The organism is Stenotrophomonas sp. YJH_SMC_27, assembly GCF_059369815.1.
This window is the reverse complement of record NZ_JCAFTA010000001.1, coordinates 339,718-356,272: the sequence shown is the minus strand read 5'-3', so window position 1 is coordinate 356,272 and position 16,555 is coordinate 339,718. Positions and strand designations below refer to the sequence as shown.

The 16,555-nt window shown below is 67.8% G+C and carries 12 protein-coding genes; 7 read left to right on the top strand and 5 right to left on the bottom strand.

Going from position 1 to position 16,555, the window contains the following annotated elements; all coding sequences use genetic code 11:
• The first annotated feature begins 181 nt into the window (after positions 1 to 181).
• A complete protein-coding gene (locus tag AC5P7R_RS01620) occupies positions 182 to 613 on the top strand; it encodes an OsmC family protein (protein WP_019659396.1) in 432 nt (143 codons plus the stop codon).
• A 99-nt stretch (positions 614 to 712) separates the two neighbouring features.
• Here AC5P7R_RS01620 and AC5P7R_RS01615 read toward each other — a convergent pair whose 3' ends face one another.
• Both AC5P7R_RS01615 and AC5P7R_RS01610 read right to left on the bottom strand, forming a co-directional pair.
• Complete coding sequence (locus AC5P7R_RS01615; protein WP_478436245.1) at positions 713 to 1,591, bottom strand: PhzF family phenazine biosynthesis protein; 879 nt, start codon at positions 1,589 to 1,591, stop codon at positions 713 to 715.
• Between the two features lie 113 nt (positions 1,592 to 1,704).
• Complete coding sequence (locus tag AC5P7R_RS01610) at positions 1,705 to 2,580, bottom strand: PhzF family phenazine biosynthesis protein (RefSeq protein ID WP_227853952.1); 876 nt, start codon at positions 2,578 to 2,580, stop codon at positions 1,705 to 1,707.
• 75 nt (positions 2,581 to 2,655) lie between these two features.
• Here AC5P7R_RS01610 and AC5P7R_RS01605 point away from each other — a divergent pair, with 75 nt between their 5' ends.
• The 4 genes from AC5P7R_RS01605 (at position 2,656) to AC5P7R_RS01590 (ending at position 8,698) form a co-directional block, all read left to right on the top strand.
• Positions 2,656 to 5,250: a bifunctional aspartate kinase/diaminopimelate decarboxylase gene (locus tag AC5P7R_RS01605; protein WP_021203041.1), complete on the top strand. Its 2,595-nt coding sequence runs from the start codon at positions 2,656 to 2,658 to the stop codon at positions 5,248 to 5,250.
• Positions 5,251 to 5,326: 76 nt separating this feature from the next.
• Positions 5,327 to 6,679 (top strand): UDP-N-acetyl-alpha-D-muramoyl-L-alanyl-L-glutamate epimerase, encoded by a 1,353-nt coding sequence (gene murL, locus AC5P7R_RS01600; protein ID WP_111098231.1) that lies wholly within the window; start codon positions 5,327 to 5,329, stop codon positions 6,677 to 6,679.
• Entirely contained in the window at positions 6,660 to 8,069 is a 1,410-nt protein-coding gene (gene murD, locus AC5P7R_RS01595; protein ID WP_478436246.1) for a UDP-N-acetylmuramoyl-L-alanine--D-glutamate ligase, read from the top strand. The genes murL and murD overlap by 20 nt, the downstream gene beginning before the upstream one ends.
• 95 nt (positions 8,070 to 8,164) lie before the next feature.
• Positions 8,165 to 8,698, top strand: coding sequence for a hypothetical protein (locus AC5P7R_RS01590; protein WP_111101861.1), 534 nt, complete (start codon positions 8,165 to 8,167; stop codon positions 8,696 to 8,698).
• Positions 8,699 to 8,758: 60 nt separating this feature from the next.
• Here AC5P7R_RS01590 and AC5P7R_RS01585 read toward each other — a convergent pair whose 3' ends face one another.
• Positions 8,759 to 9,352 (bottom strand): SMI1/KNR4 family protein, encoded by a 594-nt coding sequence (locus AC5P7R_RS01585; protein ID WP_227853950.1) that lies wholly within the window; start codon positions 9,350 to 9,352, stop codon positions 8,759 to 8,761.
• Between the two features lie 133 nt (positions 9,353 to 9,485).
• Between AC5P7R_RS01585 and AC5P7R_RS01580 the strand changes: the two genes are divergently transcribed.
• On the top strand, positions 9,486 to 10,277 hold the full coding sequence (locus AC5P7R_RS01580; RefSeq protein WP_155029096.1) for a dienelactone hydrolase family protein: 792 nt from the start codon (positions 9,486 to 9,488) through the stop codon (positions 10,275 to 10,277).
• A gap of 288 nt (positions 10,278 to 10,565) precedes the next feature.
• Here the strand turns inward: AC5P7R_RS01580 and AC5P7R_RS01575 are convergent, their stop codons facing one another.
• Complete coding sequence (locus AC5P7R_RS01575; protein ID WP_049452246.1) at positions 10,566 to 11,564, bottom strand: polyprenyl synthetase family protein; 999 nt, start codon at positions 11,562 to 11,564, stop codon at positions 10,566 to 10,568.
• Positions 11,565 to 11,778: 214 nt separating this feature from the next.
• Here AC5P7R_RS01575 and AC5P7R_RS01570 point away from each other — a divergent pair, with 214 nt between their 5' ends.
• Entirely contained in the window at positions 11,779 to 13,392 is a 1,614-nt protein-coding gene (locus AC5P7R_RS01570; protein WP_227853949.1) for an alpha-glucosidase family protein, read from the top strand.
• A gap of 230 nt (positions 13,393 to 13,622) precedes the next feature.
• Here AC5P7R_RS01570 and AC5P7R_RS01565 read toward each other — a convergent pair whose 3' ends face one another.
• Positions 13,623 to 16,379, bottom strand: a complete 2,757-nt coding sequence (locus tag AC5P7R_RS01565; protein ID WP_227853948.1) for a TonB-dependent receptor — start codon at positions 16,377 to 16,379, stop codon at positions 13,623 to 13,625.
• Positions 16,380 to 16,555 lie beyond the last annotated feature (176 nt).

The following is a 16,555-nucleotide window of genomic DNA, read 5'->3' as shown; positions in this document are numbered from 1 at the left end:
GCCTGCCCATTGGTGCACTGCGCGAAACCACTGAAAACAAGAGGAAAATGCGTTGCGCGCTGGCGAGGAAGTGTCCATCTTCCGGGGGCGGGGGCGACGTGGGGCGTGCGGCGGAGCGACGCAGGGCTAACGCGTGGCATGCGAGGGTGGCCGTTCATCACCGCCACGCAGGAGCAGCACAATGGGAATCTCGCGACACGCCACCGCGCACTGGGAAGGCGATCTGAAGTCGGGCAAGGGGCAGCTGAGCACGCCGCAGAGTGGACTGCTGGACAAGACCCGCTACGGCTTCAACAGCCGCTTCGGCGACGAAAAGGGCACCAATCCGGAAGAGCTGATTGCCGCCGCACATGCCGGCTGTTTCACCATGGCGCTGTCGGCCAAGCTCGGCGAGGCTGGCTTTACCCCGACCTCGCTGGACACCGAAGCCAAGGTCGACCTGTCGATGGAAGGCGGCCCGCAGCTGTCGCAGATCCGGCTGAAGGTAAAGGCGGTGGTGCCTGGCATCGACGCGACGCAGTTCCGCGCCATTGCCGATGACGCCAAGCAGAACTGCCCGGTGTCCAAGGCGCTCAGTGCGGTGCCGATCAGCCTGGAAGCCGAACTGGGCTGAGCCGACGCATCTGTAGAGCCGAGCCCATGCTCGGCTTCTGCAGCTCCCGTGATCTGGCCGGAGAGCAGCCGAGCGCGGGCTCGGCTCTACAGTGTCCCTTTACCAATCGATGGTGCCGGTGATGACGGTCTGCACCTGGCCGCCTGACCATACCTCGCCATCCTCATCGACCAGCAGGGTCAGGCGCGCGTCATGGCCGACTTCGCGGCCTTGGCTGACTTCGAACGGCGTCCGCCCACGCGGCAGCGCGTCGCGCAGGTCCAGCCATGCGGCAAGCACCGCATTGGCCGCACCCGAGGCGGCGTCCTCGAAGCGGCGACCGTTGCCGACGAAGGCACGCACGACCAGATCGAATCCCTCACCGCCATCGCTGAAGGCATAGGCGAACACGCCCATGCTGTCGGTGGACTCGGCCAGTGCGGCCACCGCATCCCAGTCGGGCTGCAGGGCGCGCAACGCGGCTTCATCGGCCACCTGCACCACCCACCAGCTACGCCCGCCCTGCATGCGCGCCGGCGGCAACGAACCCAGCGGCCAGCCCCTCAGTGCAGCCTGCAGGCGTGGATCGCAGGCCTCGGCAGTTTCGGCCAGCTGCGCGCGCGGGGTGCGGATGGCGATGCGCTGTTGCGTACCCTCACCGCTGACGCGCAGCGGCAGCGCGCCGGCAATGCCGTCCTGCACCAGCACACCGTCAACCGCTCCGGCCAGGCCCACCTGCAGCACCGCATGCGCGGTGCCGACGCTGGGGTGGCCGGCGAACGGCACTTCCTTCTGCGGGCTGAACATGCGCAGCCGGTAGCTGGCACCGGCTGCCTGGGGCGGGAACACGAAGGTGGTCTCGGGCAGACGCGTCCAGCGCGCGATCGCCTGCATGCTGGCGTCGTCCAGGCCCTCGGCATCGAGCACCACGGCCAGCGGGTTGCCAGCGCCGGCGCGCGGGGAGAACACATCCAGCTGCAGGAAACGGCGGGTGGTCATCGGGGCGAAACTCCAGGATCGGTTGGCGCGCAGCTTAACGCGCGGTTGTAGAGCCGAGCCCATGCTCGGCTGTGTCGGGGTGTGAGAAGAAGCAGCCGAGCGTGGGCTCGGCTCTACAGCCAACGGATCTGGCCGTCGATGACCGGCTGCACCTGGCCGCCGATCCACACCGTGCCCTGCGCGTCGACCTGCACCTGCACGCGGCCATCGCGGCCCACTTCGCGGCCCTGGCTGGCCACGTAGCGGCCCTCGCGGCCGGGCAGAGCATTCCGCTGCCGCAGCCAGGCGCCTATCAGCGCATTGGCACTGCCGGTCACTGGATCCTCGGGCACGGCGGGCGCATCAGCGGGGCAGAAGGCACGCACCACGCGGGTGTGGTCGGAGCTGGCCTCGTCGGCGAAGACGGCCAAGCCTGTAGCGTCGGTGGCGAGACTCCAGGCGGCCAGCGCGGCCATGTCCGGTGCCAGCCCGCGTACGGCGGCGGCGTCGCGTAGCGGCAACAGCCACCAGCGCGCGCCGTTGTCCCAGAGTTCGGGCACGTGCCCGTTGGCGGCGAGGGCCAGCAGTGTTTCGGGTGCTCCGTCCGCGGCCGTGTCCAGTTGCCGTGCCGGCGGGCTGGCCAGCTGGATCTCCAGTGCCTCGGCCGGGCCGCTCACCCGTACTGGCAGCAACCCTGCCACGCATTGCTGCAGCAGGGCGCCGTCGCGAGGCTGGGCCAAGCCGCAGCTCACCGCCGCCCAGGCCGCGCCGACGCTGGGGTGGCCGGCAAACGCCAGCTCGCGGGTCGGGGTGAAGATGCGGATGTGGTAATCGGCGCCGGGCGCGGTGGGGCGCAGGAAGAACACCGTCTCGGAGAGGTTCAGCCAGGTAGCCAGGGCCTGCATCTGGCGGCTGGAGAGCCCGTCGGCGTCCAGGATGGCGCCCAGCGGGTTGCCGGTGCCGGGGCGGGCGGCGAAGACATCGAGCTGCAGGTAACGGAGGACGGCCATCTACGGGGATATTGCGCTTAGAATCAAAGGTTCCGCCCCCGAGGGCGGCTTCCCCACATTCTACATAGCCAATCCATGTCAGCTTCCCCCCTTGTCGATCGTTGGATCGTACTGAAGTTCGGCGGCACTTCGGTGTCGCGTCGTCACCGCTGGGACACGATCGGGAAGCTGGCGAAAAAACGCGCGGAAGAGACCGGCTCGCGCGTGCTGGTGGTGGTATCGGCGCTGTCCGGGGTCACCAACGAACTGACCGCGATTGCCGACGGCGCGCCCGATAGCCGGGACCGCGTGGCAGCGCTGGTCGAACGCCATGAAGGCTTCCTGGCCGAACTCGGCCTGGGTCGCGAGGTGCTGGCCGAACGGCTGGCCGCGCTGCAGGGCCTGCTCGACGATGCGCGTGCAGCCACCCGTCCGCTCGACTGGCAGGCCGAAGTGCTGGGCCAGGGCGAGCTGCTGTCCTCCACCCTGGGCGCGGCCTACCTGCGCGCCTCGGGCCTGGACATGGGCTGGATGGATGCCCGCCAGTGGCTGGACGCGATGCCGCCGCAGCCGAACCAGAGCGACTGGTCGCAGCGCCTGTCGGTGAACTGCCAGTGGCGCGCCGACGCGGAATGGGTGCAGCGCTTCCGCGCGCAGCCGACCCGCCTGCTGATCACCCAGGGCTTCATTTCGCGGCACGCCGATGGCGGTACCGCCATCCTCGGCCGCGGTGGCTCGGATACCTCGGCGGCGTACTTCGGTGCGCTGCTCGGTGCCAGCCGCGTGGAGATCTGGACCGATGTGCCGGGCATGTTCAGTGCCAACCCGAAGGATGTGCCGGACGCGCGCCTGCTGACCCGCCTGGACTATTACGAGGCGCAGGAAATCGCCACCACCGGCGCCAAGGTGCTTCACCCGCGCTCGATCAAGCCGTGCCGCGATGCCGGCGTGCCGATGGCCATCCTCGATACCGAGCGCCCGGAACTGCCGGGCACCAGCATCGATGGCAGCGCCGCACCGGTGCCGGGGGTGAAGGCGATCAGCCGCCGCAACGGCATCGTGCTGGTGTCGATGGAAGGCATCGGCATGTGGCAGCAGGTCGGCTTCCTGGCCGATGTGTTCAACCTGTTCAAGAAGCACGGCCTGTCGGTGGACCTGATCGGTTCGGCCGAGACCAACGTCACCGTGTCGCTGGACCCGTCCGAGAACCTGGTCAACACCGATGTGCTGGCCGCGCTGTCGGCCGACCTGTCGCAGATCTGCAAGGTGAAGGTGATCGTGCCGTGCGCGGCGATCACCCTGGTGGGCCGCGGCATGCGCTCGCTGCTGCACAAGCTGTCGGACGTGTGGGCCACCTTCGGCCGCGAGCGCGTGCACATGATCTCGCAGTCGTCCAACGACCTGAACCTGACCTTCGTCATCGACGAGGCCGATGCCGATGGCCTGCTGCCGATCCTGCACGCCGAGCTGATCGACAGCGGCGCGATGCCGGTGGAGGAGACCGAAGTGTTCGGCCCGCGCTGGCGCGAGATTGCCGGCACCGTGCGCCCGCGCGGCACGCCGTGGTGGCGCGGCCAGCGTGCGCACCTGCTGCAGCTGGCCGATGCCGGTACGCCGCGCTACGTCTATCACCTGCCGACGGTGCGCGCCCGCGCCCGTGCACTGGCCGCAATCAAGCCGATCGACCAGCGCTACTACGCGATCAAGGCCAACAGCCACCCGGCCATCCTGCAGCTGCTGGAAGCCGAAGGCTTCGGCCTGGAGTGCGTGTCGCACGGCGAGCTGAAGCATGTGTTCCAGCACCTGCCGGAACTGTCGCCCAGGCGCGTGCTGTTCACCCCCAGCTTCTGCCCGCGCAGCGAGTACGAGGCGGCGTTCGCGCTGGGCGTGACCGTGACCGTCGACAACGTGGAAGCGCTGCAGCGCTGGCCGGACCTGTTCCGCAACCGCGAGCTGTGGCTGCGCGTCGATCTGGGCCGGGGCGAGGGCCACCACGCCAAGGTCCGTACCGGTGGCAAGGAGTCCAAGTTCGGCCTGCCGATCGCCCGCGTCGACGAGTTCGTGCGCGCGGCCACCGAACTGGGCAGCCGCGTGGTGGGCCTGCATGCGCACCTGGGCAGCGGCGTGGAAACCGCGCAGCACTGGCGCCTGATGTGCGATGAGCTGGCCGGTTTCGCCCGCCGCATCGGCAGCGTGCAGACCATCGATATCGGTGGCGGCCTGCCAATTCCGTACAGCGACGAAGACGAACCCTTCGACCTGGACGCCTGGGCCGAGGGCCTGGCCGAGGTCAAGGCGCTGCACCCGGCATTCCGCCTGGCGATCGAGCCGGGCCGCTACCTGGTGGCCGAATCGGGCGTGCTGCTGACCCATGCCACCCAGGTGGTGGAAAAGGACGGCGTGCGCCGTGTCGGCCTGGACGCCGGCATGAACGCACTGATGCGCCCGGCGCTGTACGACGCCTGGCATGACATCGAGAACCTCAGCCGCCAGGGCGGTTATGCCGAAGCGGCGTTCGATGTGGTCGGCCCGATCTGCGAATCCAGCGATGTGTTCGGCAAGCGCCGCAAGCTGCCGGTGTCCACCGCGCCGGACGACGTGATGCTGATCGCAGATGCCGGTGCCTACGGCTATGTGATGGCCAACACCTACAACCAGCGGATGTTGCCGCGCGAAGACGTGATCGAATGATCACCATGCGCGCCCTGCACCCGCCCACCGACACGCCCCGCGCCCTCGCGCGGGCCCGTGCCTGACCGGATACACCATGACTGCTTTCGACAAACACCAGGTTTCCCGCTTCCGCTTCGTCCGCTGCGACTTCGCAGCGGATACGGGCGTGGCCCGGCTGGTCTACGCCTTCGACGACGGCCCGGAGATGGTGGAAACCATCACCGTGCCCGGTGCCCCGTTCGCGCTGGACGAGGCGCGCGCCGCCGCCGTGCAGCGTGCGCTGCAGCTGCTGCACCTGATTGCCGGCGTCAGCTACTACAAGGCCGGCGTACCGGATACGGTCAGCATCGACAGTTACAGCATCGATGCCGATACCGCCGCACTGGTGGAGACCATTTACCTCAATGGCCTGGGCGAATTCGCCTACCGCAACGGCCTGAACCTGCGCGGCCGCTTCCGGTTGCCGGTGCAGGGCGAGGCCGTGCAGGCGCCGGCGCTGGGTCTGCGGTCGCACGCGCTGGTGGCCATCGGCGGCGGCAAGGATTCGCTGGTGAGCATCGAAGCGCTGCGCCGTGCCGGCGTGGACGAGACCGTGACCTGGATCGGTGGCTCGCAGCTGATCCGTGCGTGCGCCGAGCGCACCGGCCTGCCGACATTGAACCTGGGCCGCACGCTGGCGCCGGAACTGTTCGAGTTGAACCGCCAGGGCGCCTGGAACGGCCATATCCCGGTGACGGTGGTGAACTCGGCAATCATGGTGCTGGCCGCGTTGCTGCACGGCGTGGACCAGGTCGTGTTCTCCAACGAGCGTTCGGCCAGCTATGGCAGCCAGATTCCGGGCACCGGCGAAGTGAATCACCAGTGGTCCAAGGGCTGGGCCTGCGAGCAGGCGTTCGGCAGCCATGTGCGCAAGTACGTGGCGGCGGACCTGCAGTACTACTCGCTGCTGCGCCCGATGTCCGAGCTGGCGGTGGCCCGCCAGTTCGCCAAGACCGATTTCTACGACGCGCACTTCTCCAGCTGCAACCGCAATTTCCACATCCTCGGCGAGCGCCCGGTGAACCGCTGGTGCGGCGTCTGCCCGAAGTGCCATTTCGTCTTCCTGGCGCTGGCCCCGTTCATGCCCAAGACGCGCCTGGTGCGCATCTTTGGCCGCAACCTGCTGGACGATGCCGAACAGGCCGGTGGCTTCGACGCGCTGCTGGAATTCCAGGACCACAAGCCGTTCGAGTGCGTGGGCGAAGGCCGCGAATCGCGTGCGGCGATGGCGACCTTGGCGCAGCGCCCGGAATGGAAGGAAGACCTGTTGGTGAAGCGCTTCTGCAACGAGATCCAGCCGCAGCTGGATGCCGCCGAACTGGAACTGGTACCTCTGCTGCAGTTGCAGGGCGAGCACCGCGTTCCGGCTGCGCTGTGGGAACGGGTGCGTGAAGATTTCGAAGCTTGAAGGAAAGCGCGTCGCGCTGTGGGGCTGGGGCCGTGAGGGCCGCGCCGCGTTTGCGGTGCTGCGTGAGCGCCTGCCAACGCTTGGCCTGAGCCTGTTCTGCCCGGCCGCTGAAGCCGAAGCCGCGCGTGCGGAAACGCAGGGCGCGCTGCAGGTACTTGGCGAACCCTCGGCCGAAGCGCTGGCCGCGTTCGATGTGGTGATCAAGTCGCCCGGCATCAGCCCTTACCAGCCGATCGCGCTGGCGGCGGCAGAGCAGGGCACCACCTTCATCGGCGGCACCGCGCTGTGGTTCGCCGAACACGCGGCCGACGATGGCATCGTGCACGACACCGTGTGCGTGACCGGCACCAAGGGCAAGAGCACCACCACCGCGCTGGTCGCGCACCTGTTGCGCGCGGTCGGGCATCGCACCGGACTGGGCGGCAACATCGGCCTGCCGCTGCTGGAAGTGCTGGATCCGCAGCCCGCGCCCGAGTACTGGGCCGTCGAGCTGTCCAGCTACCAGACCGGTGAAGTGGCGCGCAGTGGCGCTCATCCGCAGGTGGCGGTGGTACTGAACCTGTTCCCGGAACACCTGGACTGGCACGGCAGCGAACAGCGTTACATCGAGGACAAGCTGCGGCTGGTGACTGAAGCTGCGCCGCGCATCTCCGTGCTCAATGCCGCAGATCCGCACCTGGCGGCACTGTCGCTGCCCGAGAGTGAGGTGGTCTGGTTCAACCAGCCGCAGGGCTGGCACATGCGGGGCGACATCGTGCATCGCGGTGAGCAGGCCGTGTTCGATACCCGCAACACGCCGCTGCCGGGCCGTCACAACCGCGGCAACCTGTGCGCGGTGCTGGCCGCGCTGGAAGCGCTGGGCCTGGATGCGGTGGCGCTGGCACCGGCGGTGCAGGATTTCCGCCCGCTGCCGAACCGCCTGCAGCGCATCGGCGTGGCCGATGGCCTGACCTACGTCAACGATTCGATCAGCACCACGCCGCACGCCAGCCTGGCCGCGCTGGAGTGCTTCGCCGGGCAGCGCATCGCGCTGCTGGTGGGCGGGCACGACCGTGGCCTGGACTGGACCGATTTCATGCAGCACATGGCCCACGACGTGCCACCGGTGGAGATCGTGACCATGGGCAGCAACGGCCCGCGCATCCATGCCATGCTGCAGCCGCTGGCCGATGCCGGCCGCTTCGGTCTGCACGCGGCGTCGGATCTGCCCGAGGCGATGGCCTTGGCGCGCGCCGCGCTGGGGGCGCAGGGCGGGGTGGTGCTGCTGTCGCCGGGCGCGCCAAGCTTTGGTGCCTACCGCGATTACGTGGCGCGTGGCCGCCATTTCGCCGAACTGGCCGGGTTTGACCCGGACAGCATCAGCGCGATTCCGGGGTTGGGCATCGCCTGATCCACCGGCCCGGGGTCGGATCCCTTTCCGCAGGAAAGGGCTCTGACCCCAGCGAGTTACCATCGGCGCATCCCCGGACGGACCCGGATACCCGCATGTGCACCTTCGTCACCCTGTTCCTGCCCACCTCGTGTGCGAACGTGAAAGCCGCCACGATCATGGAGCGGAGCGGCCGGCGCCTGTTCGTACAGGATTCGCCCAGCCTGCAGGCCGCGGTCGGGCCCGGCTGGCAGCCGTGGCTGAGCGCCGCGCACTGCGATTGCGGCACGGCGCTGGCCTCGTCGCGGGCCGAGCGGGAGTGGAAGGGCGATGCCGAGCGCTGGCGGAAGAAGGGCTGGAGCGAAGCCAAGATCGCCCGCGCGCTGGCCGAGCAGCGAGCGCGCCATGAACAGGATCAGCAGGTACGTCGCGATGAAGCTCTGGGGGATGCCGGCCAGTGGTTGCAGCGCATCGATGCCCTGCTGGCCGCAGGCGCGGCACGCGTCGGACTGCTGGTACGCGACTACGACGGTTCGGTCGGTGCCCGGCAGCCGAAGCCGCCGGAACGTCACTGGCCGCGGGGCCAGCTGGCCGCAGCGGATCTGCTGGCGTTCGAGCCGGGCACATTGAATTGGATCGAAGGCGGGTGAGGCCGTCATCCACGCATGGCGTGGATCTACTGTAGAGCCGAGCCCATGCTCGGCTGGATTTCAGTCCTCGTGCCGGATGAACGCGTAATCGCGATCAATCAGCTGCTGCAGGTACGCATCGAAGCTGGGTGCGATGATTATGTAGCTGTCCGGATCGTGCAGATAGCGCACCACCTGGCCGACGGTACCGCCCGGTGCCGGATCGAAATCCAGATACAGCATCGAGGTGCCACCGTTGTTCATGCAGTGCGAGAAACACAGCCGGCGGCTCATCGGCAGATCCGCATCGATGCCCTCGCCGAGAATCTCCGGCTCGTCATCCAGCCACTCTTCGTAGATGGAACGGATGCTGTCGTCCCACCGCTGCTGGTCCTCGAAGATCTGCGCGACCGATCGCAGGTAGTACGGATAGCCGCCGTCCTCGACATCCGAGCCGAGCATCAGCACGCAGACCTTGCCCGCGGGGTACTCCCGGTAGTGGGTGCCATCCACGCGCGACAGCAGTTCCACCAGGCTGCCCGGCACCTGCGGCCACTGCACATGCAGGCGCTGCAGGTCCTCGGCGCTGGCGCCCTGGACATGTGCCCACTGCGGGGCATCCTCGGCAGGCAAACGCGGGATCAGGCCAGACAGAAAGCGATCAACAAGATTCATGCGAAAAAAGGGGACGGAGGGGATTAAGTCGTATCCAACCACACCTGCGTCACGCCGCCAATGCAGAATGCGACGCGGGAGGGGCGTTTACGGCTTAATCCCCTCCGTCCCCTTTTTCTTGCGGAGCAGGCGCATGAATCGTTGGCGATGCGGTGTGGCGGTGATCCTGGGGCTGGCGGCGATGCCGGCGTGGGCGGCGATGAAGACGCAGCCGGTGGAGTGGAAACACCAGGGCACGACCTTCAGTGGCGTGCTGGTCTATGACGATGGCGAGCATGACCAGCGCCCCGGCCTGGTGATGGTGCCGAACTGGAAGGGTGTGAACGAGTCGGCAGTCGAGAAGGCCAAGCAACTGGCCGGCGACGACTACGTGGTGCTGGTGGCCGATGTCTATGGCAAGGACGTGCGGCCGAAGACCGATGCGGAGGCGGGGCCGGTGGCCAGCAAGCTGCGCAACGACCGGCCGCTGCTGCGCGCGCGTGCACTGGAAGCGGTGAACGTGCTCAAGGCGCAGGCCGGCAAGGTACCGCTGGATGCCAGCCGGATCGGTGCGGTCGGTTTCTGTTTCGGTGGCACCACGGTGCTGGAGCTGGCTCGTGCGGGCGCACCGTTGGCCGCTGTGGTCAGCCTGCACGGCGGGCTGGGTTCACCGCTGCCGGCGCAGGCCGGTGGCAGCCATCCGTCGGTGCTGGTGCTCAACGGCGCCGACGACAGGAGCGTGACCGCCGAGGACATCGCTGGCTTCCAGAAGGAAATGGACGCGGCCAAGGTCGATTGGGAGTTCACCAACTACAGCGGTGCGGTGCACTGCTTCGCCGAGCGCGACGCCAACAGCCCGCCGGGGTGCCAGTACAACGAGCGGGCGGCCAAGCGCGCATGGAAGGCGCTGGATGAGTTCTTCGAGGAGCGCTTCGAGAAACGTTGATTCGTGCAGCGGTAGTGCCGGCCGCTGGCCGGCAACCTCATGATGCTGCGGATGTCATCGGGAATGCCGGCCAGCGGCCGGCACTACCGATGCTTCAGTGCCGACCAACGGTCGGCACCTACCGATGCTTCAATGCCGGCCAGCGGCCGGCACCTACCGAGGCTTCAATGCCGGCCAGCGGCCGGCACTACCAGATGCGGTCAATGCGACCGTTTCAGTGCCGACCAACGGTCGGCACCCACCGGAATGCCGGTTTGGTACGTGCCGACCGTTGGTCGGCACTACCGGTCAATGCGAGCGCTGCACCGCGTAGCGGGCCAGGCCACGCAGGGCGGCCACGGCATCGTTGTCGCCCAGGCCATCGAGCGCGCGCTCGGCGGCTTCGGCATATTCCTCGGCACGCGCGCGGCTGTACTCCAGGCCGCCGGTGGCACGGATCGCGGCCAGCACTTCCGGCATCGCCGAGGCGTCGCCGTCCTGCACGATGGTGCGCAGGCGTTCGCGGGTAGCGTCGTCGGAGTGGGCCATCGCGTGGATCAGCGGCAGCGTGGCCTTGCCCTCGGCGAGGTCGTCGCCCAGGTTCTTGCCCAGCTCCTCGGCGTTGGCCGAGTAGTCCAGCACGTCGTCGGCAATCTGGAACGCGTAGCCCAGATGCATGCCGTAGTCGAACAGGGCCTGCTGGGTGGCTTCATCCACGCCGCTGGCCAGCGCGCCCAGGCGGGTACCGGCGGCGAACAGCACCGCGGTCTTGCGCTCGATCACGCGCAGGTAGGCGGCTTCGTCGGTATCCGGGTTGTGCACGTGCAGCAGCTGCAGCACCTCACCCTCGGCGATGCGGTTGGTGGCATCGGCCAGGATCTGCATCACCGACATGCGCTCCAGCTCGACCATCAGCTGGAAGCTGCGCGAGTACAGGAAGTCGCCGACCAGCACGCTCGGCGCGTTGCCCCACAGCGCGTTGGCGGTGCTGCGGCCGCGGCGCAGGCTGGATTCGTCCACCACGTCATCGTGCAGCAGGGTGGAGGTGTGGATGAACTCGATGATCGCCGCCAGCTGGTGGTGTTCCGGGCCGGCCTGGCCCACCGCGTGGCCGGCCAGCATCACCAGCATCGGGCGCAGGCGTTTGCCGCCGGCGGAAATGATGTGGTCGGCGATCTGGTTGATCAGCACGACGTCCGAAGACAGCCGGCGCCGGATCAGGGCGTCGACGGCGGCCATGTCGGCCGCGGCAAGCGACTGGATCTGGGGCAGGCCCAGGGCGGGACGGGTGTCTTCGGTGATGGTCATGCGATCAGGCTTTCAGGCTCACCACTGATTATAGGCGCTGGCCGTGAATTCGGGCGCAAACCGGTCCGCGCGGCAATTCCAGCCCGGCCTGCGCGGCCCTCCGCGTGAATACGTATGCAGGTTGCGCCATGCCCCGGAGGCCACCGCTAAGCTTGCCGGAACAGGATTTCGGCCCGCTTCCGGTGGGCCCTGCATGCCCGGAGGGGGGCTGTCGATGTCGCACTATCCATGGTGGCGCGGAGCCGTCATCTACCAGATCTACCCGCGCAGTTTCCTCGATGCCAACGGCGATGGGGTGGGCGACCTGCCGGGCATCATCGAGCGCCTGGACCACATTGCCGCGCTGGGCGTGGATGCGATCTGGATCTCGCCGTTCTTCAAGTCGCCGATGGCCGACTTCGGCTACGACATCGCCGACTACCGCGACGTCGACCCGCTGTTCGGCAGCCTGGACGACTTCGACCGCCTGCTGGCCAAGGCCCATGGCCTGGGCCTGAAGGTGATGATCGACCAGGTGCTGAGCCATACCTCGATCGAGCATGCCTGGTTCCGTGAGAGCCGCCAGGACCGCAGCAATCCGAAGGCGGACTGGTACGTCTGGGCCGACCCGCGCGAGGACGGCACCCCGCCCAACAACTGGCTGTCGCTGTTCGGCGGCTGTGCCTGGCAGTGGGAGCCGCGCCGCGAGCAGTACTACCTGCACAACTTCCTGGTCGACCAGCCGGACCTGAACTTCCACCACCCGGACGTGCAGCAGGCCACCCTGGACAACGTGCGCTTCTGGCTGGACCGCGGCGTGGACGGCTTCCGCCTGGACGCCATCAATTTCTGCTTCCACGATGCGCAGCTGCGTGACAACCCGCCCAAGCCGGCGGAGAAGCGGGTGGGGCGCGGCTTCAGCCCGGACAACCCGTACGCTTACCAGTACCACTACTACAACAACACCCAGCCAGAGAACCTGCCGTTCCTGGAGCGCCTGCGCGCGCTGTTGGATCAGTACCCGGGCGCGGTCAGCCTGGGCGAGATCTCCTCGGAGGACTCGCTGGCGACCACCGCCGAGTACACCCGCGAAGGCCGCCTGCACATGGGCTACAGCTTCGAGCTGCTGGTGGATGACTACAGCGCGGCCTACATCCGCGACACGGTCTCGCGGCTGGAAGCGGCGATGACCGAAGGCTGGCCGTGCTGGGCGGTTTCGAATCACGACGTGGAGCGGGCGGTCAGCCGTTGGGGCGGGCACCCGGCCGACCCGCGGCTGGCGCGGATGCTGGTGGCGCTGCTGTGCTCGCTGCGCGGCTCGGTGTGCCTGTACCAGGGCGAGGAGCTGGGCCTGGCCGAGGCCGAGGTGCCGTTCGAGGCCCTGCAGGACCCCTACGGCATCACCTTCTGGCCGAACTTCAAGGGCCGTGATGGCTGCCGCACGCCGATGCCGTGGACCGATGCGCCATTAGCCGGTTTCACCACCGGGCAGCCCTGGCTGCCGATCCCGGCCGAGCACCGCGCGGCGGCGGTGGCCGTGCAGGAGCGCGACCCGCATTCGGTGCTGGCGGCGTTCCGCGCGTTCCTGGCCTGGCGGCATACCCAGCCGGCGCTCCTGCACGGCAGCATCAGATTCCTTGAAAGCGCCGAGCCTGTGCTGCTGTTCGAGCGTATGCTTGCAGATGAAACCCTCCTGCTGGCCTTCAACCTGTCGGCCGAGGCGGTGACCCATCCGCTGCCGCCGGGGAACTGGCAGCAGGCGGCGGTACCGGGCCCGGATGCGGGCACGGTGCAGGGCAACGAACTCCAGCTGCCGCCGCGCGCGGTGTATTGCGCCCGACGCAGCTGACCGTTTTCTCCGGTGGCGGTACTTGCGGGGACGGGGCCGAAGCGCCCCGTCCCTTTTTTATGAGCGGCATGGCCGGGCGCCGGTCGGTGGCATGCCGGTGACCGGGCGAAAGAAAACCCGCTGCCTGCGCAGCGGGTTTCCGGTCCTGCTCCTGGCTTCCGTCGCCGGGCATGGCCCGGCGCTACCGATGGGGTGGTTGCCGGCCAGCGGCCGGCACTACCCGGCTGTGGTCAGAACTTGTAGTTCACGCCCAGCATGTAGGTGCGGCCCCATTCGATGTACTCCAGCGGGCGGTCCTTGCTGCCGGCGTAGGTGCGGTACGGCTCGTTGGTCAGGTTGCTGCCCTGCAGCAGCAGGGTCAGGCCACGCAGGGCGCTGCTGTCGCTGAAGGTGTAGCTGACCTGCGCATCGGTCACGTTTTCGCCGACGACATAGCGCAGGCTGCGGTTGCCGTTGAAGTTGCCGATCTCACCGATGAAGTCCGATCGGCGGCGCTGGCTGACGCGTGCTTCAAAACCGCTGCGCTCGTAATAGGCAGTGAAGTTGTACACGCGCTTGGACAGGCCCGGCAGGCTGATCGGGTCACTGCCCACGCTGGAGGCGCTCTCCGGATCCAGGATGGTGATGTCGCTCTTGTTGAAGGTCGCGCTGGCCTGCACGCCGAAGCCACGCAGGCTGTCGGTCAGCATCTCCAGCGGGAACGATGCGGTCAGCTCCAGGCCCTTCAGCGTGCCGCCCTTGCCGTTCTGCGGCGCGGAGAAGGTGCCGGTGGTCAGCACCGGTGCGGTCATGCCCGGCGGCGGCACGTAGCTGCCCAGCAGCGCGGTGAAGTCGTAGTTATCGACCGACTGGGTGTAGACGTAGCTCTTCAGGTCCTTGTAGAAGATCGCGGCGGCCACGTAGGCCTTCTCGCCGAAGTACTTCTCATAGGACAGGTCCAGCGCGGTGGCACGCCATGGGTCCAGCAGCGGATTGCCGCCGCTGCCGCCGGGGCGGCCGGTGCCGGTGTCCACGCCGAACTCCAGGCCGGCGCGCATCTGGTCCACACGTGGGCGTGCGACCTGCTTGGCGACGGCGAAGCGCAGCGTCTGCTGGTGCGGGAACAGGAAGGCCAGGTTCAGGCTCGGCAGCCAATCGTTGTAGGTGCGGCCGTTCGAGTACGGCTGCACGTTGTTGCCGGCCGACTGCGAGCTGTCCCAGTAGCGCGAATCCGAGCTCTGGTCGGTGTGCTGCATCTGCACGCCGATGTTGCCGCGCACGCCGACGTCGCCGATGTCGGCGTTGATGTTCAGGCGCGCCCAGGCGGTGGTGATCTTCTCCTGCACCGTCCACGACTTGGGAATCAGGTAGTCCAGGTTGTCGACCGGGTTGAAGGTCATGTAGCGGCCGACCGCGGCCGGGACGTTCCAGGCCGGGATGGTGCCGAGGCCGGCGAAGCCGAGGTTGACCGGGCGATACTGCAGGTCCGAGGCGATGTTGGCATCGCCCTGCGCACCCAGCAGGATGTTGCCTTCGGACTGGGTCTTCACCTTGCGGCGGTCGGCGTAGTTCACGCCGATGTCGATGTCCGGCGCCCACGACGCGATGGCATCGGGCAGCGCGATGGTGGCGGCCAGCTTGCCACCCTTCAGGCGGTCTTCCACCTGCGGCACCTTGCCGTAGCCGGAGCCGTAGATGGTGTTGGTCAGGAACAGCGCATCGGGATTGGAGTAGTTCAGGCCCGGGCTGATCTGCGAGAAGCCGTTCTGGCGGATCGACACGCCGACCGTATCCAGCTGTGGCATCGGGGTCAGCTGCAGGTTGTTTTCCAGGTTCAGCTCATCGCGCGTGGCCTTGGAGTAGTTCAGGTCGGCGACCAGCTTGACGCCGCCGAAGTTGAACTCGTTGTTCCAGCCGAACGCATCGATCTTGTCCTTGCGCTTGTTGTACATGCCGCGCACCAGCGGATACACGCCGCTGGCGGTGCCGCCGGTGAACGAACCATTGGCGTTGACCTGCGGGTTGCTGACCAGCAGGCCAGGGGTGTAGTTGCCGTTGTAGTTGCTGAGGTTCAGCTCGAACTGGTTGGCGGTGTCGATCTGCTCGGCTTCGGTGTGGAACGCATCGAAGGTGCTGGTCCAGCTGTTGTTCGGCCGGAACTGGATCGTGGCCATCACGCCGTCGCGCTTGTTGTTGCCGGTGCGGCGCAGCGCCTTGATGCCATCGGAGAAGTAGGTGCCGGCACCCACGCCCGGACGGTCGCCCTTGTCGGTGTGCTCGGTGGTCCACGGTTCGTACAGGCCGACCTGGTTCTCCTGGATCGGCATGTCGCTGTGCGCATAGCCGATGGCGATGCCCAGGGTCTTGTCCAGGAACTGGTCGATGTAGCTGGCGCTGAAGCGGTTGCCGTACGGATCGGTGTTGGCGGCGCGGCCCAGGGAGCTCTTCTGGTAGCGGCCGCTGACCGCGATCACGCGCTCGCCGAAGCTGAGCGGGCGTGCGGTCTGCATGTCGATGGTGCCCGACAGGCCCTGGCCGACCAGCGCCGCGTCCGGGGTCTTGTACACCGTCACGCCGTTGACCAGCTCGGACGGGTACTGGTCGAACTCGACGCCGCGGTTGTCGCCGGTGCTGACCACTTCGCGGCCGTTGAGCAGGGTGGTGGCGAAGTCCGGCGACAGGCCGCGCACGCTGATCACTTGCGCACGGCCCGCCACGCGCTGCGCGGCCAGGCCGGGCAGGCGCGAGATGGACTCGGCGATGCTGACGTCGGGCAGCTTGCCGATGTCTTCGGCGGAGATCGCTTCGACCACCGAGGTGGCGTCCTGCTTGACCGCGATCGCGCTCTCGATGCCGCGGCGGATGCCGGTGACCTGCACCGTATCCAGGTTGGTGGCGGCGGTGCCGGCCGGCGTGGTGGTGCTCTGCGTGGACTGTGCCGACGCCAGCGTCGGCGCCAGGACAACGGCCAGCGCGATGCTCAGCGCGCTGCGCTTGTGGTTCAACATTTTCCCCTCCCAGGCAATGTTGCAGATCGATTTGTGAGCGTTCCGGCGGGGCCGTGAACGTGCGACGCGGTGGCCGCTGTCGTCGCCGCTATGGTAGGCAGCGCGTTCTTCGCGGGAATCACCCTGCATACGTATTCAATGGCGTCTGCAGGGATGTAATCGCTTTCAAGTGTCTC

What these genes read in the sequence shown, in the direction of transcription:
- AC5P7R_RS01620 (WP_019659396.1), top strand. Translation starts at nt 182, where the DNA reads ATGGGAATCTCGCGACACGCCACCGCGCACTGGGAAGGCGATCTGAAG.
- AC5P7R_RS01615 (WP_478436245.1), bottom strand. Translation starts at nt 1,591, where the DNA reads ATGACCACCCGCCGTTTCCTGCAGCTGGATGTGTTCTCCCCGCGCGCC.
- AC5P7R_RS01610 (WP_227853952.1), bottom strand. Translation starts at nt 2,580, where the DNA reads ATGGCCGTCCTCCGTTACCTGCAGCTCGATGTCTTCGCCGCCCGCCCC.
- AC5P7R_RS01605 (WP_021203041.1), top strand. Translation starts at nt 2,656, where the DNA reads ATGTCAGCTTCCCCCCTTGTCGATCGTTGGATCGTACTGAAGTTCGGC.
- murL (WP_111098231.1), top strand. Translation starts at nt 5,327, where the DNA reads ATGACTGCTTTCGACAAACACCAGGTTTCCCGCTTCCGCTTCGTCCGC.
- AC5P7R_RS01590 (WP_111101861.1), top strand. Translation starts at nt 8,165, where the DNA reads ATGTGCACCTTCGTCACCCTGTTCCTGCCCACCTCGTGTGCGAACGTG.
- AC5P7R_RS01585 (WP_227853950.1), bottom strand. Translation starts at nt 9,352, where the DNA reads ATGAATCTTGTTGATCGCTTTCTGTCTGGCCTGATCCCGCGTTTGCCT.
- AC5P7R_RS01580 (WP_155029096.1), top strand. Translation starts at nt 9,486, where the DNA reads ATGAATCGTTGGCGATGCGGTGTGGCGGTGATCCTGGGGCTGGCGGCG.
- AC5P7R_RS01575 (WP_049452246.1), bottom strand. Translation starts at nt 11,564, where the DNA reads ATGACCATCACCGAAGACACCCGTCCCGCCCTGGGCCTGCCCCAGATC.
- AC5P7R_RS01570 (WP_227853949.1), top strand. Translation starts at nt 11,779, where the DNA reads ATGTCGCACTATCCATGGTGGCGCGGAGCCGTCATCTACCAGATCTAC.
- AC5P7R_RS01565 (WP_227853948.1), bottom strand. Translation starts at nt 16,379, where the DNA reads ATGTTGAACCACAAGCGCAGCGCGCTGAGCATCGCGCTGGCCGTTGTC.